Genomic DNA, 19,990 nt, shown 5'->3' with positions numbered 1-19,990 from the left:
GATTCCAATTTTTTAATATGAATGATTTCGGCGCCCTCTGCATCATTACGTCTTTTGCAATCCTTCTTTTTTCGATCGCTCAAACCTCTTATGGAATCTGGAAACAGGACAAAAAAGCGATCGAATTAGGAAGATACACGTTGATGGCAAACACCGCCGTCATTCTTCTCGCCTTTACCGTTTTACTCGTTCAACTTTTCAGAACCGATCTTTCCAACTACTACGTGGTCATGCATTCCAACGAACACCTTCCGTTGTTCTACAGACTGACGGGGATTTGGTCCGGCTCCTCCGGTTCCCTTCTATTTTGGAATCTTCTTCTTTCCCTGTTTACGTTCATCGTTCTTTGGCAGACGAGGGAACTCGTTCAGGATCGAATCCCGATCATGAATCTAACGTTAGCCGTAATTGCGGCGTTCTTTTCCTATCTCGCCGTTTTTTATCCGGACGCCCAACCCTTCCGTGAATTTCAACCCGCCGCAGTCGCAGGCCGAGGACTCAACCCTTTGCTCCAACACTGGGCCATGGTCATCCATCCGCCGATCCTGTATGTGGGTTACGTGAGTTTTGCGATCCCGTTTGCGATCGCAGCATCCGCATTGATCACGGGACATCTTTCCGAAAACTGGTTTCGTTTCGTTCGAAGATGGACGATCTTCTCCTGGTTCTTTTTGGGAACGGGAATTCTACTCGGTTCCAAATGGGCGTATGAGGAATTAGGCTGGGGCGGTTATTGGGCTTGGGACCCGGTCGAGAACGCTTCGCTTATGCCTTGGCTGTTATCCACCGCCTTTCTTCATTCCATGATCATTCAGGAACGGAGAGGTATGTTAAAATTTTGGAATATGCTTTTGATCATCCTCGCGTTCCATTTCTGTTTATTGGGAACTTGGATCACTCGAAGCGGAGTTCTCGAAGGACCGCATAGCTTTTCCAAATCCACGATCGGAACTCCGTTTATCATCTACATCGGAGCCAGTTTCGTTTTCTTTCTCGGCTTTTTGATCTACCGCAGAAACGCTCTCAAGCCGGAACGCAATCTCGAAGCCATGACTTCCAAAGAAGGAAGTTTTCTTTTTAATAACTTTCTCCTCGTGATCGCTACACTCGCGATTCTGCTCGGCGTATTCTCCCCTCTTTTGTATGGAAGAGAATTCAAGGCGCCTTGGTTCAACTCTTGGGGAGTTCCGTCCGGAATCCTTTTGATTCTGCTTATGGGTTCGGCTCCTCTTCTTGCGTGGAGAAAGGGAGCGGACAAGATTTTCTTTTCCACTCTCTTCAAACCGCTGTTAGTCGGAATCGCCGGAGCGGGTGCATACATTCTTTTTTATTCGCAGAATTTTACGATCAGCGATTACAGCCTCGGAGATGTGTTGGGCGAAGTCTATTCGGTGATCGCGGTCGGTCTCGGAATTTTTACGATCGCTGGAATCGCACAGGAATATCATCGGGGAATCACCGCACGCAAGGCGTCGTATCCCGGAGAAAATTATTTCTTTGCGGGCTTTCGTATGCTTCTCAAAAACAAAAGAAGATACGGAGGGTATCTCGTTCACTTGGCGATGGTGATCTTGTTCATCGGTTTTGCGGGAAACGCGTTCAAACAAAACACGTCCATTAAGTTTTTCTACTTTTTGAACGCGCCGGAAAAGAACGAGATCGTGTATTCGAGTCAGGATACGGGAGTTCTCGGGAACTATCAGATTTCCGCGAACACGCTTAAGATCAAACCTCTCGTAAACGGGGACGCGAAGAACGGATTGAACATCCAGAACGTGATCGTTTCTCACGAAGCGACGTTTCAAGTCAAACGTCACCTGAAAGAATTTTCCACGATGGTAACGGAACGAAGGTTTTATCCGCAGATCTCGCATTTGAGCGGGGACTTTGAAACCCATATTCCCACAAGCGAACCTTCGATCACTTCCACGCCGAAGGAGGATTTGTACATCCAGCTCGGCGCCATCGAACATTCCGATCTTTCGGATGAGAATCCCGATCTTCCTCTTTTGTTTATGAATTATCTGTTCACGAGCGAGAATCAACCGGTACGCAAACTGGAGAATTTCAATCGTTTCCCGAGACAGATCGTAGCCAATCTCGAAGTCTGGGTGAATCCGCTCGTAAAATTCATCTGGGCCGGTTCGATTCTGTTCTTTTTGTCCGGGCTTTTGATTCTTCTTCCCATCGGAGAATCCAGATCATGAAACTCGTATATTCCAAGATTCTAATTCTCCTTGCGATCGGCGCTTCGTTAACCGCGACCTCGGCGGTCTTTGCGGATTCAACATACACGAATCTGACGGAACCGGATCAGATCCGGACCTTTCACGAAGTTACTTCCAGAATCCGCTGTATCTGTATTCCTTCGATCGCGATCAAAAGTTGTTCGTTTAACAATTGCACCGTTTCCGCAAAACTGAAACTGTTCATCGAAAACAGGATTCAAAAGGGAGAAACCGCGGATCTGATCGTTCACAAGATGGTCAACGGTTTCGGTGAGGAAGCTCTTACCGATCCGGTCATTCAAAAATTCGTGGAAGCGGGCAACACCGGAATGGCGAACTCGGTCGTGTTCGGATTCGGCGAGAATATTCTTGCGACCCCCGATTCCACTTGGATCAACCTGAGTTTGATTTTCGCCGGCTTGCTCGGATTTCTTCTTATCTACTTATACTTCAAACGCAAAAGCCCGGCCTCTTCCGCAAAGGTAGAATCCGGTAAGGCCGATCAACAAGGACAGGATTCTTTTCAAAGATATCTTTCCGAAATACAGGAAAAACAGAAATAATGGATCTTTTACTCATTCCATTTTACATCGTTCTGATCGGGATCGTAGTGGCGCCCTTCGTTTATATCCGATACGCGATCGATACAAAGGCTTCCGAAAGCGAATCCGAAAAACTCGAACTCATCAATCGGAGAGAAGTGATTCTCGAAAACTTACGAGACATCAAGATAGAGTTCGATACGGGAAAATTGACGGAGGCGGAATTTCAAACGATCTCTTCCGGGATCGTCAAAGATCTGGAAGACTTCGACGAAAAGATCCGTACGATCGCGCAGAGCATTCCGAAACCTCAGGCTGTTACGGCCCCGAATACGGGGGAAATTCTTCCGAAATACTGTCATGAATGCGGCTTTAAAATCGAAATCTACGGAGCGAAATTTTGTCCTTCGTGCGGTACAAAACTGATCGTCTGACCAAAAACGACGATCGCCGAATGCCGGAATTACCGAAACGGATTTTAACGGATCGAACGATGGAAAGATCGAAAACAGTTTCGTTTTTTATAATATTCTTATGTATTTCGGCCCTTTTTCCGGGATGCGCCGGCAAGAATCTCAAACTTCAGGGCGAACCCAATCGTTTATCCGAACTTCCGTATTACGGCGCGGGTTTTTACGTTTCCGCTTCCAAGGTGGAAACGGAAGACCTGGAAGAGATCCGAAAGGATTTGAAAAACGAACTCGCTTCGAGAGTTCCGAAAGATCGAGTCGAACGCTGGAAAGAAGTCGGCGGCTTAAACGGCTCCGAAGGAATTTATATCCTGTTTCAGATCGTACCCGAAACCAGAGTATTGCCGGAATTTTTGGACTTTCAATTTTCCTTAAACGAGAAAACGGCCGAAAAAACTTGGAGCTATTACGTCCAAACGTTTACCGCAAGGGTCCGGAATTCACGCTTTTCGGCGCTTCCCGTTTACGGAACGTTCGGTTATCCGTATCACACGGTTCCTCCGGGAGTTTATCCGTCCGGCACGATTTTATACGACTCGGACGTCGTCGCTGACACCGAACACGTCTATCGTTTTCTGGTCCGTTTTCCGAAGGATTCTTTGAATCAAAAACCGCAGAATAAGAATTACTTTCAGGTCGTGACGCCCGCCAAGTCCATTCTTCGTTTTGAATATTAGGGTTTTAGCGAGTTCCGAAATATTCCCCGAAGAGGCGCTTGTTCAGTTCCTCGTCGTTCGTCTTCGAAAACGGAATTCCATATAAGGTTTTTCGATACGATTCCAATACGAACGGATAAGAAAAGCCGGCCGGGAATCTCGTTTTAAAATTTCCTTTTCCGAATAAGGCGAAATCGAAGATCGTCTTCCAACGTTCCTTTGTCCAAAGATCCTCTTCGCTTAACAAACGAACTTCGTAATACAATCGGTCAAGCTCCGCGTTCGGCAAAGAAGCGGCCGTTTCCTCGATGTATTCCTTATATCCTTGCGGCAATAAACGGATGTAATGTCCGGGAAATCCCTTCCCCGGCAAACGCGCCAAAAACGGATCGGTGATTCCCAAAAGATCGATCCAGTGAATACCCGGGCCGCCGTAATATCCCGCTAAACCGACGTTGGTCGTGATCTGCACCCTTTGCATTTCCTGAGAATCGGTTTGTGCATTGGAACGCGCAATTCCGATCGCATACTGCGCCCAAGGATGGGAATCGGATTTCATTCCGTGCAATCTCCCTTTCAAAGAAACATTGTCTTGATACGAAGCGCGTTCGTCCACAACGCCCTTTTCAACCCGGACCGGAGAGCGGCGAAACGCATATTGCAACGGAGAAGTCGGAGCCGATAAAAAATAAACGCCGATCAAAGCCGCGATCGTCCCGATGATTTTTACGTTCTTCCGATTCGTACCCGCGATACGCGGCAACCAAACAAGACTCTGAGCAAACAAGGAAACGATCAAACAGGTTCCCAAAAATCTTCCGGCCATAAAATCTCCGCCGACCCACAGGAGATAAACGAACACGACCGCAATTTCACCGAATGCGATCGCCAAAATTCCTCTTTCTTGACGGTTCCATTCGGGAGCCCAATCCTTTTTGTTAAACGAAATAAAACGGGATAACCGATTCAAGATCGGATCGACCGCGATCCAAAACAAGTGAACGGCAAAAACGATTCCGGCGATCGGGTCCCATTTCAAACTGATTCTAAGATAATCCCATCCAGCGGCGATTTTTTCCATAAAGTTCGACAAAACGTTCGTCTTCGCGTAAAACGTATTCGGAAAAAACGAGCCGAAGTAAATCCAAGAAAAAATCGAATACGCAATCCAGGGTAGCATTCCGAAAACGGAATATACTAAAAATGAAATACGGCGGCCTCGAAACATTCTCCCGAAAAGAAGGAACCAGGGAAGAATCAAAAAGAGAAGCAGATCCAACCGCGTCAACGCAAGCAAGCCGGTCAACAACCCGATCTCGAAGGAATCGGTTTTGATCGAGTTCGAATCCGCCGCAGACTCGGCTGGAGTTTCCGTTCCTACATTCGATCGAAACGAAACGTCCGGCAAAGACGCGCTTTGCGATCGGATCGATTCGGGATTCGTATTCCGCAAGACCGCGAACTTCCGATCCGCATAGATCGTATAAAATTTAATCTGAAACAACAGAAGGAGCAAAAACGACAACGGATTTTCCAAACCGGAAGAATTGTAATCCACGAAAATTCGAGAAGAGAAAAGGATTCCGATTCCGATCGCAGCCCCTAAAATTCCTCGTTTGCATCTCGTAAAAACAAACCAATACACGGACAAAAAAAGAACGCCGCAGACATAGGACAACAAGTAGCCCGTAAGATCGATATCGCCAACGACGGCTTGAATCGGAATCAACAGAAAAAACCAAAGAGGATGCGTATAAACCTGAACGCGTTCCAAAGGATTCCAACGAAGTCCGAAACCGTTCAAGAAGTTATCGACTACTCGGAACGTAATGAACGAATCGTCGCTCAACCAAGCGCCGTGATAAAAGAGAAAGGTATAAAGGCTAAGAACGAAAAGAAAGAGAATCGTATTTCCGGAAATTCTCTTGCGAAAGTCGATTTCCGGAAGATTCATTTTTAAGAATGACGTTTGCGAAGTTCTTCCACGATGTCCTGAAGAGAAAGTCCTTGTTCCACGAGCAGAACCTGAAGATGAAAAAGAAGATCCGCGGCTTCGTGCGTGAGTTCTTTCTTATCCGAATTCTTAGCGGCGATGATGACCTCTCCGGCCTCTTCCCCCACTTTTTTGAGAATCCGATCGACTCCGCCTCGGAACAGATCCGCGGTGTACGATTTATCGGGAAGATCCTGTTTTCTTTTTTTGAGTATGCTTTCCAACTGTAATAAAAATTCCATGAACCCAGGTTTCCTTTCCAAAATCTGCCCCTAGTTTTCCGGGCCTCCGCTCCGCCGACAACCGTATTTTTAGGATTCTCCCAAAAGAAAACGCTGGCTAAAGCGTTCGCGAAAGAGTCTTATGATTGAGAATGAAGAATCCAATGTTTCGCACATCTTTCCTTTTGCTCCTCTGTTTTTGTTTTCCGATCTCGGCCGAGATCCAATGGGAAAAATCCGTCAAGACCGCCTTTGAAAAAGCGAAGACGAACGGCAAACCGATCTTCATCGACGTTTATGCGGATTGGTGCGGCTACTGCAAAACTCTCAAAAACGAAATCTATCCCAAAAAGGAAGTCCAAGCCGAACTTTCCAAGTTCGTAACGCTTTCCTTAGACGGAGATACGTTTCCGAACTTAAAACGCAAATACGGAATCAAAGGTTATCCATCGATTCTTTTTCTGGATCAGAACGGAAGCCTGATCGACAAGATCACGGGAATGCCGGACGCGAAGATGATTCTCAAGCTGCTCCGGAACGCATACGCGCGGAGAAACCTGGAAAAAGAATATCTCGATCAGCTGGCAAAGGATCCGAACGGAATCAAAGCCAACTTTCAAGTCGGGGTTTATTATTTCGAAGCGAGAGAATACACGAAGGCGATTCAGTTTTTTCAAAAGTCTCTCGATTCGAACGAAACGAAGAATGTCGATAAAAAACACGACGCATTATTCAATTTAGGAATTTCTTATCTAGAAACGGGAAACTTCAAATCCGCGCTTGCTACGTTCAATTCGTATATTGCAAAATATCCGAGCGGAGATCTTTCCTCCATTCTTTTCTTTCGCGCAAACGCATACGAAGAGTTAGGTCAAAAGGAAGAAGCCAAAGCGGATTACAAAAAAGTTATGGATCTTACCACCGATTTAGAGGAGAAGAAAGATCTTCAGATTCGAATCGACGCGTTAAACTGATCGAGTTCGATTCGCCTTCGGCAAGTCTCGCGGCGCCGCCGCGCTTCGTTCTTTACTCGTTTAAGAAGGCGATTCCCCAGTCTCTTACGTTTCCGGCCCCGAGCGTTACGAATTTGTCTCCGGGCTTCAAGGAATTCTTGAGCAAGGCGACTCCTTCTCCGATTTCTTTGGAAAGAATTTTGGGCGGGACCTTCATCGCGTCGGCGATGAGTTCCGTCTTTACTCCGTCGATCGGATCTTCTCCCGCGGAATAAATCGGTAGGAGATACACGGTTTCTCCCGTATCCAAACTTTCCGCGAATTCTTTGTATAAGTTTTGCGTGCGCGTATATCGATGCGGTTGGAATAAGATCACCGCCCTTCCGTCCTTTTTCAATCCTTCCATCGATTGAATGACGGCTTTGATCTCGGTCGGGTGATGTCCGTAGTCGTCGTAGACTTCGATTCCGTTTTTGCTTCCCATATATTCCAGTCTTCTGCTGACTCCCGAATATTCCGGAATTTTTGCAACGAGCTCGGATAGGGAAGCTCCGGCTTCGTAACACGCGAGAATCGCCGCCAAGGCGTTCTTCAGATAGTGTTCGCCGGGATACTTTAAGGAAAACGAATATTCTTTTTCTTGAAACCGAAACGAAAGAATCCCCGAATCGATCGAGTAATAAGCGACATTGACGGAACCATCGCCGGATTTCCGCGAAGCGCCCTTGTCGAAATCAGAACGTTTTGCGGTCGTTTCAAACGAATCGTTTTTCTCCGCTTTGGAAAAACCCAGGATCTTAGAATGATCTCCGATCAGCGCAAGAGAATCCACGATTCCGATATCGTCCAGGTTCAGGATCAAACGTCCGGAAGCGCGCTCCATATAACGCGCAAACGCGGTCAAAAGATTCTCGCGCGTTTGATAATAATCCAGATGATCCTCGTCCACGTTGGTGAGAATCCGAATCTCCGCGGAGTGATTGTTGAATGTTCCGTCGGATTCGTCGGACTCGAAAACTCCCCATTCTCCCTTGCCCCAAGCCCCGCCTTTTCCGTTTAAAAAAGCGACTTCTCCGCCGACCATTACCGAAGGGGACATGCCGCATCGTTCCAGTAAGAACGCGGTCATCGCGGTCGTCGTCGTTTTACCGTGGGAACCCGCGACCGAGATTTGTTTTTTTTCGGACATGACCCGATGCAAAACTTCGGATCGATGCGCAAGTGGGATTCCTTGTTCTCGAAATTTTTTGACTAAAGGATGAGAATCCAATCGAATCGCGGAGGAATACACGGCGAGGTCGTAGTCGTTTACGTTTAGCGTATCGGATTTATGGAGCACGGTCGCGCCCGCTTCCACCAGTTTTTCAACGGTCGCGGAATGTTTTCCGTCGTATCCCCCGACCTTGAGTCCTTTGCTCAGAAGCAGAAACGCGAGCGAAGACATTCCCGAACCGCCGATTCCTAAAAAAAACGGTCTTTGAAACGGTTTCGTATTCGGATCCATTTTCAATCGAGGGAAAAGAAATACTTCGCCGTGTCCTTGGACGCGTCCACGTGGGAACACTGAAGCGAACTGATGGACATGTCGTTTAACAAAGACACGTTATTTGCCATTTGATCCAAGATCCGAAAAAGATGGGATTCGTCCTCGTCCTTTTGATCCAGAACGACGGCCGCTCCGTTCAATTCGAAATATCTCGCGTTGGCCATCTGATGATCGTCTTTTGCGTACGGATACGGGATCAGAATCATCGGCAACGCGAACGCGGCGCATTCGGAAAGAACGCCCGAACCGGAACGCGCGATCACGAAGTTCGCCCATTCGTAGTGCTCTTTCATGTTGTCCGAATAAGAGATCAGTTCCGCGTCCTTCTTCGTCTTTTTGGAGACTTCTTCGTACAATGCGGAACCGGTTAACATGCGGAATCGGAATTGGGTGTTGATTTCCTCGTGCCCCATGAGAGCGACCACGATATTGTTGATCTGTCTCGCGCCTTGACTTCCGCCCATTACGAGAACGTTGAATTGCTTTTTCTTTTTCGTGTCGTATTTTTCCGAGAACTTCAAAGACATTTTCGGAATCGTTTTTTTGCGGAGAGGATTTCCGAGAACTTGATAATCGCAAGGAATCGCCGAATTTTTCGGAGGAAAACTGAAGGCGGCCTTATTCGCAAAACGGAAGAACAACCGGTTCACGTTTCCGGGCACCGTGTTCTGTTCGCAGAGATAGATTTTTTTACGAAAGAGAATTCCGTATAAAATGGACGATACCGTCGAGTAACCGCCCATTCCGATCACTACGTCTACATTCAATTTTTTAAATAAAAGAAAAGTCTTAAGTATTTGAACCGTATAACGGAACGGAAACAGAAGAATATTGCTGGAAAGCGGTGGAAGGTTGTGCCATAGAACGGGACAAGGGGCCTGTTCTAAATCCGGGTTGTTCCGATTGCGGACCAGAGAATACAGATACAAGTTTTCGTATCCGATTTTTTCCTTCATTTCGGTCAATACTTCGGCCAGGGCGACGCCCGGCGAAATATGCCCGCCGGTTCCGCCGGCCGCGATTACGATCGATCTCATAGACCCAGATTTTCCTTTCGCGTAATATTGACAAGAATTCCAAGAGATATCAAAACGATGAGAATCGAAGATCCCCCGTAACTCACAAACGGCAAACTGATCCCCGTAATCGGAAAGATCCCGGTCACCACGAACATATTGATGATGAACTGGGTTCCGAGTATGATCAGAATTCCCGCTCCCAAATAAAATCCGAACGGATCTTTGACCTTTTGGACGAGATAAAAACTTCTAAACAAAAGGAGAAGGATCAAAAAAATAAAAATCATAAATCCGATAAAACCGAAATCTTCGACAAACGTCGCGAGTACGAAGTCCGTATGACTGTATGTTAAATACCGATGGGCGTAACCGCCTGCGAGTTTGTTTCCGAACCAACCCCCGTCCAAAAACGCGCGAAAGGAAGTCACGAGCTGGTGCCCTTCGTCGAAACGATACCGATACGGATCCAGCCACACTTCCACCCTCTTTTTCCGATAACCGACCCGATCGATCAGAATGTAGATCAAGGGAAGAGAAACGATTCCCACCACGAGCAGATTGCGGAACGGAAATCCGAATAAAAAGATAAAACCCAAAATTACGAAAAGAATCTCCAGCGTGGTTCCGAACGCGGGCTCCACAAGAATCAAAACGATTACGGTTAACAACAGTAAGGTGGGAATCAGAAGTTTCTTGTAATCGGGCGTCGACTCCAGCTTCAGCTTTTGAAACAAAGATGCGAGATAAATCAGAACCGCGACCTTTGCGACCTCGGAAGGCTGCAGCTGATACGGGCCGATCGCGATCCATCTGTGGAAGTTTCTCCCGTAATACGTCGAAACGGACTTACCCACTCCCGGAATAAAGACCAACACAAGCAGACAGATCGCTACGATCATTCCGACGAACGCGAGTTTTTCGAGTTTTTGATACGGGAAATTGCAGAAGAAAAAAAAGAATACGAGGCCGATGCAGGACCAGATCGCCTGCTTCTTTAGAAAATATTCGGAATCCTTAAACTCCCTCCAAGCCGTGATGCTCGAAGAGGAATACATCACGCAAAGACCGGTGAAGAGAAGGATAAAGATCGTTACGATCAGAAGGACGTCCAGAGAATTCTTTCCCGGAAGCCAAATCTCCCTCCACTTTCTTGCGAGAAAATCGATCATTGAATCTTCAAAGTGGACAAGGAGATGATCGCGAGAATGACCGCGATGATCCAGAACCGGATCACGATCTTCGTTTCTTTCAAACCGCCCAACTCGAAGTGATGATGCAAAGGAGCCATCTTAAAGATCCGTTTGCCGGTCAGTTTGAACGAACCCACTTGGAGAATCACGGACAACGCTTCGCTGACAAAAATCGCTCCCAAGATCAAAAGAAGAATTTCCTTTTTCAAAAGGATCACGACCATCCCGAGCGTCGCTCCTAAAAACAAAGAGCCGGTGTCTCCCATAAACACCTGCGCCGGGTGCGCGTTGAACCAAAGAAAACCCAAAAGCGCTCCCGCAAGAGCGGATAAGAATACGGAATATTCGTGCGCGCCGGGAAGATACGGTATGTTTAAGTAGTTCGCAACGACTGGAGTTCCCGAAACATACGCGATGATCCCGAGCGTAACGACGGAGATCGCGACGGTTCCGGTTGCAAGTCCGTCGAGTCCGTCCGTAAGATTGACTGCGTGAGAAGATCCGATGATGACGATGATGGAAAAAGGAATCGCGAGAATTCCGAGAGCGATCACGGGGCCTTTAACGAACGGAAAAAACAGATCCGTCAGATGAAACGGAATCTTACCCGAATGTCCTTCCGGAGTCAGACCCGTATAATAAAAGAATAATATACAAAACGCGAGCGAAATCAGAATTGAAAGGACGAACTTGGTTCTCGCGCGCATCCCGCCCTTGATCTTTTTCACGGACTTCATGTAATCGTCCGCAAAACCGAGGGCCGAAAAACAAAGGGAAAATACGGACAACAAAACTATATTCGAATTTTTTAAATTACCCCAAAGAAGAACCGAAAGCAGAAGCGATCCGATGATCATCAATCCCCCCATCGTGGGAGTTCCCTTTTTCGCTTCGTGGGTTTTGGGACCGTCGTCTCGCACCGATTCGCGGAACTTGAGTCCGTATAAAAAGTCGATCACCCTGTGTCCGAGCCAAAACGTAACGAGCATGGAGGTCAAGCCCGCCATCAAAGCGCGAAAGGTGACGTAGCTGAAAATCCTAAGAGAATCGAGATGATTGAAGTAAAGATCGTAGAGATAATAAAACATTTTGCCTGTCCTGTTTTCCAGAAAACGGAGGGTTCTTTTTTTGTATCGGAAAATTTCTAAAAAAGGCCGAACGCTTTTTGAACTTCTTCCACGTCGCTGAAATGACGTTTTTCTTTGCCGACGATCTGATATTCCTCGTGCCCTTTTCCGGCCACAAGAAGACATCCGCCTTCGGGTAAAACCGCCACGCCTTCCGCGATCGCCTTGGCCCGATCCGCCTCGCGCAACAGAGGGATAAACCCTTGCGAAAAGCCGGCTTGAATCTCGTCTAAAATCGCCTCGGGTTGTTCGGTTCTCGGGTTGTCCGAGGTCAAAATCACCTGATCGGAAAGTTCTTCCGCGATACGCGCCATCTTCGGCCGTTTGGTTCGATCCCGATCGCCTCCGCAGCCGAACAACGTAATCAAATATTTCGGGCGAGAATCCCTCACACTGGAGATTATATTTTCAAGAGCGTCCGGCGTATGCGCGTAGTCCACAACCGCCATCCGCGAACGGTCCTTGCTGTAAACGATCTGAAACCGTCCGGGAATCTGAGGAATTCTTTCCAAAGAAGAAAGCATCTTCTGGCGATCCCAACCCAAACGCGCGCCCGTAATAAACGCAAGTGCGGTATTCCGAACGTTAAACGAACCCAATAGATTCGTTCGAATCGTGCAGGAACGATCGCCTGCCTGCGCGTTCCCGTCGTCCGGCAAACTCAAATCGTATGAAGTTCCTTGCAGAGTGAGAGAAGCGTTCGCGACCTGCCATTCGCTTGCTGTTCCGTCTAACGCGCTCACGGACAAACCCGGCAATCTGTTTAGAAGTTTCCGATAGAGTTCCTTTCCTCCGGGAGAAGCGAAGTCCAAAACCGCAAACGGAGATTTCGAAACGTCCAGGATCTCGAAAAGACGAAACTTGCTTTCAAAATAATCTTCCATGCTCGGATGGAAATCGAGATGATCCTGAGTGAGATTGGTGAACACCCCCGCCTTCAGGGAAATTCCGCCGATTCTCCCGAGCTTCAAGCCGTGAGAACTCGCTTCCATAAAGACGGTGTTCACACCCTCGTCCTTCATCTGTTTGAGAATGAGGTTTAAGGAGGAAGCGTCCGGCGTCGTATAACCCGTGTCGATCAGTCGATCACCGAATTTGACTCCGATCGTTCCTATGAGGCCGCAGATTCTTCCCTGATCTTTTGCTAATGCGAAGAGAATATTGGTCAGGGAGGTTTTTCCGTTCGTTCCCGTAACGGCGACGATTTCCAAATCGCGAGAAGGATGACCGAGCAGAAAAGAAGCGATTCGTCCTTGAAGTTGTTCCGGATCGTCTTCGCATTCCAAAACGGTTTTGGAAGAAGGAATCTTGAAAGCGGCGGAAAAACCTTCGTTTATCGAATGAGAAGCGGAATTTCCGCCCTGCGAAGCCGTCGTGTTCGAAGTTTCATTTCCCGAGTTTGCGGCCGCGCTCGAACCCGCGCGCACTAAAATCAAAGAAGCCTTCGTGTTCGCAATAAATTCTTCCCTTTTTAAACCGATCGAATCGGAAACGCAGAAGATATCGTTTTCGTTCGTTCTTCTCGAGTCGGATTGAATGTATTCGACTTCGATCGAATCGGCGCTCTTTCCGGGAGAAAGAGACTTCAGTTTGAGTTCGGGAAATTCATGGAGAAGATTGGTTAACTTCATTCTCATCTTCGTTCTTTTCAGGAGGTAAATTCAATGTAATGATTCTATCTCCCACGGTGATGGGAAGATAGTTGTATGTTTTACGATAAAGAGTTTCGATTCTTCTCGCGGAAGTATAAGTCGCGACTCCGATCTTTAAGTCGTCGTTTTTTTTGATTTGTTTGATCTTTTCACCCGTTGCGATTCCGATCTCGCGGTTCAGTCTCGCAACCTGCACGTTCTGCCAAACGTAAAGAAAGAATAAACTTAAGAATAGAATCACCTTTCCCAGGTTCCAAAATAAAATCCCGAGATCCTTCCAAACGGGTCGGCTGAAAAACGCGGAAAGCGACGACATTCTATTCTTCCTCTTCCTCGAAATCTTCCTTTCTATATTTCTTATCGACCGATTTCGTTTTTCGGAGCACTCTCAATTTTGCCGAACGGGAAGCGGGATTCTCCTTTGTCTCCTCTTCGGAAGGAAGAATCGGTTTTTTAGTAAGCAGTGTAAATCCGTTTTGTTTCGCATAATCGCGAAACGCGTTCTTTACGATTCGATCTTCGAGAGAATGAAACGAGATGACTTGGATCACGCCGCCGAGGCGCAGAAGATGGAGAAGGGAATCGAGTCCCTTTTCGATATGAGCGAGTTCTTGATTGACTTCGATCCGAAGCGCTTGAAAGATCCGAGTCGCCGGATGTCTTCCCGGGGGCCAAAACTTGCGCGGTATGATTTTGGAAACGAGATCGGCGAGTTCGGAAGTAGATGAGATCGAATTCTGCTTTCTTCGATCGACGATCACCTCGGCGATTTTTTTGGACCAGCGCTCTTCTCCATAGGTATAAAAGATGTGCATGAGTTTGTCTTTGGAATACGTATTGAGAACGTCTTCCGCGCTGAGCCCCGCGCTCGGAGACAAACGCATATCCAAGGGCTCTGCTTCCCGAAAACTGAAACCTCTTCCCGAATGGAAAAGATGAAACGTGGAAATCCCGAGATCCAAAAGAATTCCCTGAGGAGCTTCCGCGACTCCGTGCGATTGCAAAAGGGAAGAATCGATTTCGGAGAAGTTCGTTTCGATCGGAATGACTCTGCTCTTGAACTCGTCGATGCGTGCCATCGCTCGGGACAACATCACAGGATCGCGGTCGCAAAGAATCACTTTGGAATTGGGGAATTCCTTTAAGAACAAAAGGCTATGTCCGCCTTCTCCCGCTGTTCCATCTAAGAACAACACGGGATCTTCTTTGGAGAAATTCTCCGCAAAGATTTGAAGGATCTCCTTTCCCTGAACTGAATAATGAACCGGTTCCAAACTGTTTCCATTCTTTTCCAAACAGTCGGTCCTGCAAGGAGATTCTCTTTTGACACGGATCGGCTCGGAATTATTCTGGGGTCAATGGAAGAATCGAATTCGCAATGGGACGAACCTCGTAAAAATCTTTTTTCAATTCATAAGCTGGATTACGCCCGAGGAAAAAGACCCGAAGTGGATTGTATCCTTTGCGGAATTTGCAGAAACGATCCCGAGGTTCCGAACCTGATCGTTTCCGAAACGGAACTCACCGTAGTTTCCGTGAACTTATATCCATACAATCCCGGACATCTCATCCTCTTTCCGAAACGTCATATTCTTTCCTACGAAGAACTCACCCGAGAAGAAGCCCTTGAGATTCACGAAGGAACGGTGAAAGCGATTTCCATTTTGAAAAAACTTTGGAACGTTCAGGGTTTCAATCTCGGTTATAATTTAGGGAAGAATTCAGGCGGATCGATTCCTCATATCCACGAACATATCGTTCCTCGCTTTCCGAACGAGGCCGGGTTTTTGGACGTATTAGCAAATTCAAGAATTGTAATCTACGAACCGTTCGAGATGCAGAAAGAATGGATTCGAATCTGGAAAGAATTCAAATAGGGAAATTTTGTCGGACTTCCGACGATTTGACCGTGAAACGCCCCCACCCGAGTTAGGGTGGTGGAGGTGGGTTTGCGGGAAGTCTTGTGCAAATTTCCTATATCAGAAAAATAGCATAGAGTCAAACAGAATTTGTTCGTCGTTGTTTGTCGGAACTCCGACAATTCTTACCCGAATTCCCGTAGTTCAAATAACCGGCTTTTTCTGATAGATCGTGTGCCCGAGAAACTTATAACTTTCCGAAATTCCGAACAAGGTCTCCGAATGACCGATCACGAGAAGTCCGCGGTCCTTTAAGACCTTTTCAAAATTCTCGAAAATCTTTTTCTGAGTCTGCTTATCGAAGTAGATGATTACGTTTCTGCAAAATACGCAGTCCATCTTTTCGGAAATAGGATACGGGGTTTCCAAAAGATTGACCTTTCTAAAATCGATCAAAGCCTTGAGTTCCGGTTTGGCCTGATACGTGAGCTCGCCTCGATCCGGGTCCTTGTGTTTGATGAAGTATTTGTTTTTGAGTTTTTCGTCCACGGGTTGAAGACGATCCTCTCTGTAGATTCCTTCCTTCGCGGTATTGATGACGTTCGTATCGATGTCCGAAGCGTAGATCTTGATGTCCCATCCGGGTTTAAATGCGAAGTATTCGAGACATGTGATCGCGATCGTATACGGTTCTTCTCCCGTCGAACACGCGCTAGACCAGATTCTCAAGGTTTTTTTCCCGTTCTTGGATGCCTTCTCTTCCACGGAAGGAAAGAATGTGGATTTCAAAAATTCAAAGTGATGATTCTCCCGAAAGAAATCGGTCTTGTTGGTCGTGATCCGATTGATGAGTTCGGTCAGTTCGCTCTTAAAAAAACCGTGATCGGCCCGGAGTCTTCCGATGTATTCCGAAACCGTCTTTAAACCGAAATGTCTGGCCCTTCCGTTCAAACGGGATTGAACCATGATTTTTTTATGATCCGCGAGAAAGATTCCGGTCTCTTTATACATAAGAGATTTGATGAATTGAAATTCCTCGTCGGAAATCGTAGTCATGCCGAATTGGCTTTCTGTCATAGTATGATGGTTTATAAAGAGCCGAAAACTCTGTCAAGAGATACAAGTCTTAGAATCTGCTTCAGACGCGGAGAAACGTTGATCGCTTCCACTGCGATTCCAAGACCGCGCACGCGATTGGTAAATCCCACCAGAGTGCCGAGAGCAACGGAAGAGATCACTTCGATTTGGGAAAAATCCAAGACGACGGAGGTCGGATTCGTTTCAAGATAAGAATTCAGATAATTACGCAGGTCCTCATATTCCATAGTTAGGTCGTTCAATTTCAGAGAGATAGTAACTTTCTCGTTGAAAACCATTGATAAAATAAGACGATATAAAAAATAGAATTCAACCGTAATATTTTTTTGAATCAGCCATGGAACCATTCGAAAGAAACGAACAAGAAGACGAGGGAGATTTTTCGGCCCACTGGGAAACCGGGGACCCGATTCTTCTTTCTATCGTAAAATCTTTCCTGGACGCGCACGAAATCCATTATTTCGTCGTGGGGGAAGAATTGTTCTTTTTGGAAGGAGCGGCCGTTCCGGCAGCAAATCACAGCGCGATTCTATACTTGTCCAATCGGGACTATCCAGTCTTATTAGAGTTTTTAGAAAGAGAGCACAGTTGAAAATAGGAATCGTCAAACATCTGAACGCAAGACCCCTGACTTGGGGTTTCGAAAAAAACAAAGAACACGAAATCATTCCTGAAAACCCGGCGGTCCTCAAGGACTATCTTTTAAACGGAACGATCGATCTGGGTTTGATCTCTTCCATAGAATGTCTTCGGAACGCGGATGTTCTCAACACATATTACGCGACTGGGGTTTGCGCGAAGGAAAAGGTTCGATCGATTTTATTCTTTAAAAATAAAAAGGAAGCCTTTCCTCCCCGACTGATCTTAACGGACAACGGTTCCAAAACGAGTATGTCCTTAGTGCGGGTTTTGGTGCATGAAGAAAGCGGATTCGTTCCCGAAGTGGAGCCGACCGATTCCAAACTGATTCAGGAAAGAATCGCGAACGGAATCGGATCGCACATGCTTTTCGGCGACAACGCGCTGCTCGCACAGTGGAACCCCGATCATTACGAAGTCAAAGACTTGGCGCAGTGGTGGAACGAAATCACGGGTCTCGGATTCATATTCGCGTTGTGGGCGAGCAAAAAGCCTTTGCAGGTGAACGACTCCATCTTCATTCAATCTTTGGAATATGGAATCTCCCACATAGAAGAGATCATCACGCACGAGTCCCGCATGTCCGAATCCGTGGTCCGCGAATATCTCACGAATGAACTTCACTATAAAGTCACGGAAGAGGACTATAAGGGTTTTCTTTTGTTCGGAGAGAAGTGCAGAAAGTTGAATTTGTTGTAGAGCGGATTCTTAAAATGCCTTTTTGAAAACGTAAATCTTAAACGATCATTACGATCTAAGAACGATATTGATTTTTGGATAAAAATTCGGAATTGTTTGAGAAACTCACGTTTCATTATGACAAGAATTTAATTTTACTTGTTCCGACAAACCATTGAGCTGAAAAATTGCTTGTAGTCGAATTTTAAGTTCGGTCAGAACGGCGAGGCGCTTTGTGAAAAATAAAATCCCAAAAGAAGAATTCGAATTCCATCATACTCTGCGAGTGCGTTATGCGGAATCGGACCCGCAAGGAATCGTATTCAACGCGAATTATCTGGTTTACTTCGACGTCGCGATTACGGAGTATTTCCGTTCCTTCGGTCTTCCCTACGGAGAATCGGTTTCGAAATACGGAATCGACTTTCATGTCGTTCATTGTTCCATAGATTACAAATCTCCCGCTCGTTTCGACGAAGACATTCAGATCTACGTAAAGGGTTCGTATTCGGGCGTGAAAATTTTCTGGGACATCGCGATCTTTCGCGGCGAATCCTTTCTTTGTTCCGGTGTTTTGATCTACGCCTGCGTGGATGCAAACGGCGGAGGCTTGAAGAAAATCGATCCGCAACTCGCCGCTCTCTTGAAGTTAAAAGTAAAAGATTGAAGACTTCGACAAACCCTGCTTTGTAAAAATTTATTTCTCGAATGCGAACCTGCGTTCCAACTATTTCTTTGGAAAAAAATTCACTCCGACTAAATCTTTAAAATCTTCATCTTGCGTCCATAAGACCGCATCGTGTTGATAAGCGGTCGCTAAAATAATACTGTCTGCCATTGGAATTTTACGATCCTTACTTAACTTTGCGGCAAGAATCGAAATAGAAGTATCAAGATCGATTACTCGACCTTGTTGCATATGAGCGATCGCTTTTAAAGCGCTGTTTTCGTCCCTTTCCAAATAAATTTTTTTGAATACTTCAAAGAGTGAAATCGTAGGAACTAAGAGTTTATCCGTCTTTTCGATAGCTTCCGCAAACAAATCAGCCCTCTTTGTTCCCGCAAAATACTCCAACCAGCCGGAGGAATCTACGATATTCAAAAACGATCTTTTCCCCGATCGATTTTCGTATCCATTCCGTTTAAAAACCCTTTTAGCTTTTTGATCGGTTCCAAAGGAATCAATTCGATCCGATTTCCATAAGAAAGCACTTCGAAATGACTTCCTATCCTAATTCCGGCTTTTTCACGTATTTCTTTCGGAATTACTACCTGAAATTTTGGGGATACGGTTACCTTGTTCATAAGATCGATCATACAAACGTAAGACAAACTGTCGATCGATAAATCGAAGTTTTAAATTACGAATAACCGATCCATTTCGAATCAATAGATAACCGTGATTCTATAATCCCAGGAGTTGTTCCCGGTTTTTTCAATGGTTTCGGCGAGAGGCAAACGATAACTGAGTCGACCGAGATTTACGTCTCCTCGATTGGATCTGCAAACGGACGCGATCGGAAAGTTCACCTTAAACAAAATGGAACTCGTCCGAAGCAAACGAAGCGTTTCGGAATAGATCTTCTTTTCGCCGTCTTTTTTGAGAGTTTCGGGAGCGCGGCTGATCGTAGGAATTTCCCGTTTCACGTAGATGGTATTTCCTTTTTTACGAACCTGGACTTTTCCGAGCATCGCATCTTCGATCTGAGAAAGGTCCTGAAATTCTATCTTGTAATAGACCTTCGCTTTTTCGCGGAACAAACTCGGATCGGTTTCGGGAGTCACGATCTTTTGAAACGTGTAATCCTTGACGCCAACGTTCTTGGAAAAGAACCCCTTGTTAAGTCTTCCCAAGATTTCGTCTTTTTGGGTCGGTAAAAATTTAATAAGAGATTCGTCCGAATTTCTGCGGGTCGGAACTACATACGAAACTTCTAATGTTCCGGAAAAATCCGAGTTGATCGTAAGAGTTTCCTCGTAATCGAAACAATTGGAGATGAATAGTAGCAGAATACCGAAGAGGAAAAACTTGGAAATTCGGCCGGAAACGAGGCTCATGCATCAAATCTGAGACCGAAAAGGATTCCGTCAACGAAAACTGTTCCACGAGATTGGCGAA

Annotated in this window: 23 protein-coding genes; 9 read left to right on the top strand and 14 right to left on the bottom strand. The window is 46.2% G+C overall.

Features of this window, described 5'->3' with window-relative positions:
* Nucleotides 1–17 precede the first annotated feature (17 nt).
* From DLM76_RS09305 to DLM76_RS09290, 4 genes are read left to right on the top strand one after another with little or no spacing between them, the layout of a single operon-like run.
* Nucleotides 18–2,207 (top strand): heme lyase CcmF/NrfE family subunit, encoded by a 2,190-nt coding sequence (locus DLM76_RS09305; protein WP_118955598.1) that lies wholly within the window; start codon nt 18–20, stop codon nt 2,205–2,207.
* On the top strand, nt 2,204–2,791 hold the full coding sequence (locus tag DLM76_RS09300; protein ID WP_118965032.1) for a cytochrome c-type biogenesis protein CcmH: 588 nt from the start codon (nt 2,204–2,206) through the stop codon (nt 2,789–2,791). Before DLM76_RS09305 ends, DLM76_RS09300 begins: the two co-directional genes overlap by 4 nt.
* Nucleotides 2,791–3,204, top strand: a complete 414-nt coding sequence (locus DLM76_RS09295; protein WP_118965031.1) for a zinc ribbon domain-containing protein — start codon at nt 2,791–2,793, stop codon at nt 3,202–3,204. The genes DLM76_RS09300 and DLM76_RS09295 overlap by 1 nt, the downstream gene beginning before the upstream one ends.
* 59 nt (nt 3,205–3,263) lie before the next feature.
* Entirely contained in the window at nt 3,264–3,917 is a 654-nt protein-coding gene (locus tag DLM76_RS09290; protein ID WP_241548214.1) for a hypothetical protein, read from the top strand.
* 4 nt (nt 3,918–3,921) lie between these two features.
* Here DLM76_RS09290 and DLM76_RS09285 read toward each other — a convergent pair whose 3' ends face one another.
* Nucleotides 3,922–5,850, bottom strand: a complete 1,929-nt coding sequence (locus DLM76_RS09285) for a hypothetical protein (protein ID WP_118965030.1) — start codon at nt 5,848–5,850, stop codon at nt 3,922–3,924.
* A 2-nt stretch (nt 5,851–5,852) separates the two neighbouring features.
* Nucleotides 5,853–6,131 carry a phosphoribosyl-ATP diphosphatase gene (gene hisE, locus DLM76_RS09280; RefSeq protein ID WP_118955602.1) on the bottom strand — a complete coding sequence of 93 codons (279 nt, stop codon included), beginning with the start codon at nt 6,129–6,131 and terminating at the stop codon, nt 5,853–5,855.
* A 131-nt stretch (nt 6,132–6,262) separates the two neighbouring features.
* Between hisE and DLM76_RS09275 the strand changes: the two genes are divergently transcribed.
* The gene (locus DLM76_RS09275; protein ID WP_118965029.1) at nt 6,263–7,084 is read left to right on the top strand and encodes a thioredoxin fold domain-containing protein; all 822 of its coding nucleotides are present in this window, start codon (nt 6,263–6,265) and stop codon (nt 7,082–7,084) included.
* 52 nt (nt 7,085–7,136) lie between these two features.
* On the opposite strand, the gene murC is transcribed toward DLM76_RS09275, so the two are convergent.
* From murC to rsmH, 7 genes are all read right to left on the bottom strand, one after another.
* Entirely contained in the window at nt 7,137–8,507 is a 1,371-nt protein-coding gene (murC, locus tag DLM76_RS09270; RefSeq protein ID WP_429946416.1) for a UDP-N-acetylmuramate--L-alanine ligase, read from the bottom strand.
* 62 nt (nt 8,508–8,569) lie between these two features.
* Nucleotides 8,570–9,646: a UDP-N-acetylglucosamine--N-acetylmuramyl-(pentapeptide) pyrophosphoryl-undecaprenol N-acetylglucosamine transferase gene (locus tag DLM76_RS09265; protein WP_118955605.1), complete on the bottom strand. Its 1,077-nt coding sequence runs from the start codon at nt 9,644–9,646 to the stop codon at nt 8,570–8,572.
* The gene (locus tag DLM76_RS09260) at nt 9,643–10,797 is read right to left on the bottom strand and encodes an FtsW/RodA/SpoVE family cell cycle protein (RefSeq protein WP_118955606.1); all 1,155 of its coding nucleotides are present in this window, start codon (nt 10,795–10,797) and stop codon (nt 9,643–9,645) included. Before DLM76_RS09260 ends, DLM76_RS09265 begins: the two co-directional genes overlap by 4 nt.
* Nucleotides 10,794–11,906 carry a phospho-N-acetylmuramoyl-pentapeptide-transferase gene (gene mraY / locus DLM76_RS09255; RefSeq protein WP_118965027.1) on the bottom strand — a complete coding sequence of 371 codons (1,113 nt, stop codon included), beginning with the start codon at nt 11,904–11,906 and terminating at the stop codon, nt 10,794–10,796. Before mraY ends, DLM76_RS09260 begins: the two co-directional genes overlap by 4 nt.
* Nucleotides 11,907–11,962: 56 nt before the next feature.
* A complete protein-coding gene (locus DLM76_RS09250) occupies nt 11,963–13,582 on the bottom strand; it encodes a UDP-N-acetylmuramoyl-L-alanyl-D-glutamate--2,6-diaminopimelate ligase (protein WP_118965026.1) in 1,620 nt (539 codons plus the stop codon).
* Nucleotides 13,551–13,913 carry a hypothetical protein gene (locus tag DLM76_RS09245; protein WP_118955609.1) on the bottom strand — a complete coding sequence of 121 codons (363 nt, stop codon included), beginning with the start codon at nt 13,911–13,913 and terminating at the stop codon, nt 13,551–13,553. The genes DLM76_RS09250 and DLM76_RS09245 overlap by 32 nt, the downstream gene beginning before the upstream one ends.
* 1 nt (nt 13,914) lies before the next feature.
* Nucleotides 13,915–14,871 carry a 16S rRNA (cytosine(1402)-N(4))-methyltransferase RsmH gene (rsmH, locus tag DLM76_RS09240; protein WP_118955667.1) on the bottom strand — a complete coding sequence of 319 codons (957 nt, stop codon included), beginning with the start codon at nt 14,869–14,871 and terminating at the stop codon, nt 13,915–13,917.
* Nucleotides 14,872–14,955: 84 nt separating this feature from the next.
* On the opposite strand from rsmH, the gene DLM76_RS09235 reads away from it, so the two are divergent.
* Nucleotides 14,956–15,474, top strand: a complete 519-nt coding sequence (locus DLM76_RS09235) for an HIT family protein (protein ID WP_118955610.1) — start codon at nt 14,956–14,958, stop codon at nt 15,472–15,474.
* 186 nt (nt 15,475–15,660) lie between these two features.
* Here the strand turns inward: DLM76_RS09235 and DLM76_RS09230 are convergent, their stop codons facing one another.
* Together DLM76_RS09230 and DLM76_RS09225 are read right to left on the bottom strand one after the other, a co-directional pair.
* Nucleotides 15,661–16,533, bottom strand: a complete 873-nt coding sequence (locus DLM76_RS09230) for a CheR family methyltransferase (protein ID WP_118955611.1) — start codon at nt 16,531–16,533, stop codon at nt 15,661–15,663.
* Nucleotides 16,534–16,544: 11 nt separating this feature from the next.
* A complete protein-coding gene (locus DLM76_RS09225) occupies nt 16,545–16,781 on the bottom strand; it encodes an STAS domain-containing protein (RefSeq protein ID WP_240009098.1) in 237 nt (78 codons plus the stop codon).
* 110 nt (nt 16,782–16,891) lie between these two features.
* Between DLM76_RS09225 and DLM76_RS09220 the strand changes: the two genes are divergently transcribed.
* The 3 genes from DLM76_RS09220 to DLM76_RS09210 all read left to right on the top strand — a co-directional run bounded on the left by DLM76_RS09220 (nt 16,892) and on the right by DLM76_RS09210 (nt 18,538).
* Nucleotides 16,892–17,146: a putative signal transducing protein gene (locus DLM76_RS09220; protein ID WP_118955612.1), complete on the top strand. Its 255-nt coding sequence runs from the start codon at nt 16,892–16,894 to the stop codon at nt 17,144–17,146.
* The gene (locus DLM76_RS09215) at nt 17,143–17,892 is read left to right on the top strand and encodes a menaquinone biosynthetic enzyme MqnA/MqnD family protein (RefSeq protein ID WP_118955613.1); all 750 of its coding nucleotides are present in this window, start codon (nt 17,143–17,145) and stop codon (nt 17,890–17,892) included. The genes DLM76_RS09220 and DLM76_RS09215 overlap by 4 nt, the downstream gene beginning before the upstream one ends.
* A gap of 214 nt (nt 17,893–18,106) precedes the next feature.
* Entirely contained in the window at nt 18,107–18,538 is a 432-nt protein-coding gene (locus tag DLM76_RS09210; protein WP_118955614.1) for an acyl-CoA thioesterase, read from the top strand.
* A gap of 60 nt (nt 18,539–18,598) precedes the next feature.
* On the opposite strand, the gene DLM76_RS09205 is transcribed toward DLM76_RS09210, so the two are convergent.
* The 3 genes from DLM76_RS09205 to DLM76_RS09195 all read right to left on the bottom strand — a co-directional run bounded on the left by DLM76_RS09205 (nt 18,599) and on the right by DLM76_RS09195 (nt 19,929).
* Nucleotides 18,599–18,973 carry a type II toxin-antitoxin system VapC family toxin gene (locus tag DLM76_RS09205; protein ID WP_118965025.1) on the bottom strand — a complete coding sequence of 125 codons (375 nt, stop codon included), beginning with the start codon at nt 18,971–18,973 and terminating at the stop codon, nt 18,599–18,601.
* Nucleotides 18,970–19,176: an AbrB/MazE/SpoVT family DNA-binding domain-containing protein gene (locus DLM76_RS09200; RefSeq protein ID WP_118965264.1), complete on the bottom strand. Its 207-nt coding sequence runs from the start codon at nt 19,174–19,176 to the stop codon at nt 18,970–18,972. The genes DLM76_RS09205 and DLM76_RS09200 overlap by 4 nt, the downstream gene beginning before the upstream one ends.
* An 81-nt stretch (nt 19,177–19,257) precedes the next feature.
* Entirely contained in the window at nt 19,258–19,929 is a 672-nt protein-coding gene (locus tag DLM76_RS09195; RefSeq protein ID WP_118955617.1) for an LIC11874 family lipoprotein, read from the bottom strand.
* Nucleotides 19,930–19,990 lie beyond the last annotated feature (61 nt).

This window comes from Leptospira yasudae, assembly GCF_003545925.1.
Classification (GTDB): domain Bacteria; phylum Spirochaetota; class Leptospiria; order Leptospirales; family Leptospiraceae; genus Leptospira; species Leptospira yasudae.
Note: the sequence above shows the minus strand (reverse complement) of the source record. Positions and strands in the feature narration are given on the sequence as shown.

Coding starts and splice junctions, on each gene's coding strand:
- DLM76_RS09305 (WP_118955598.1), top strand. CDS start 18: ATGAATGATTTCGGCGCCCTCTGCATCATTACGTCTTTTGCAATCCTT.
- DLM76_RS09300 (WP_118965032.1), top strand. CDS start 2,204: ATGAAACTCGTATATTCCAAGATTCTAATTCTCCTTGCGATCGGCGCT.
- DLM76_RS09295 (WP_118965031.1), top strand. CDS start 2,791: ATGGATCTTTTACTCATTCCATTTTACATCGTTCTGATCGGGATCGTA.
- DLM76_RS09290 (WP_241548214.1), top strand. CDS start 3,264: ATGGAAAGATCGAAAACAGTTTCGTTTTTTATAATATTCTTATGTATT.
- DLM76_RS09285 (WP_118965030.1), bottom strand. CDS start 5,850: ATGAATCTTCCGGAAATCGACTTTCGCAAGAGAATTTCCGGAAATACG.
- hisE (WP_118955602.1), bottom strand. CDS start 6,131: ATGGAATTTTTATTACAGTTGGAAAGCATACTCAAAAAAAGAAAACAG.
- DLM76_RS09275 (WP_118965029.1), top strand. CDS start 6,263: ATGAAGAATCCAATGTTTCGCACATCTTTCCTTTTGCTCCTCTGTTTT.
- murC (WP_429946416.1), bottom strand. CDS start 8,507: ATGTCTTCGCTCGCGTTTCTGCTTCTGAGCAAAGGACTCAAGGTCGGG.
- DLM76_RS09265 (WP_118955605.1), bottom strand. CDS start 9,646: ATGAGATCGATCGTAATCGCGGCCGGCGGAACCGGCGGGCATATTTCG.
- DLM76_RS09260 (WP_118955606.1), bottom strand. CDS start 10,797: ATGATCGATTTTCTCGCAAGAAAGTGGAGGGAGATTTGGCTTCCGGGA.
- mraY (WP_118965027.1), bottom strand. CDS start 11,906: ATGTTTTATTATCTCTACGATCTTTACTTCAATCATCTCGATTCTCTT.
- DLM76_RS09250 (WP_118965026.1), bottom strand. CDS start 13,582: ATGAGAATGAAGTTAACCAATCTTCTCCATGAATTTCCCGAACTCAAA.
- DLM76_RS09245 (WP_118955609.1), bottom strand. CDS start 13,913: ATGTCGTCGCTTTCCGCGTTTTTCAGCCGACCCGTTTGGAAGGATCTC.
- DLM76_RS09235 (WP_118955610.1), top strand. CDS start 14,956: ATGGAAGAATCGAATTCGCAATGGGACGAACCTCGTAAAAATCTTTTT.
- DLM76_RS09230 (WP_118955611.1), bottom strand. CDS start 16,533: ATGACAGAAAGCCAATTCGGCATGACTACGATTTCCGACGAGGAATTT.
- DLM76_RS09225 (WP_240009098.1), bottom strand. CDS start 16,781: ATGGAATATGAGGACCTGCGTAATTATCTGAATTCTTATCTTGAAACG.
- DLM76_RS09220 (WP_118955612.1), top strand. CDS start 16,892: ATGGAACCATTCGAAAGAAACGAACAAGAAGACGAGGGAGATTTTTCG.
- DLM76_RS09200 (WP_118965264.1), bottom strand. CDS start 19,176: ATGAACAAGGTAACCGTATCCCCAAAATTTCAGGTAGTAATTCCGAAA.
- DLM76_RS09195 (WP_118955617.1), bottom strand. CDS start 19,929: ATGAGCCTCGTTTCCGGCCGAATTTCCAAGTTTTTCCTCTTCGGTATT.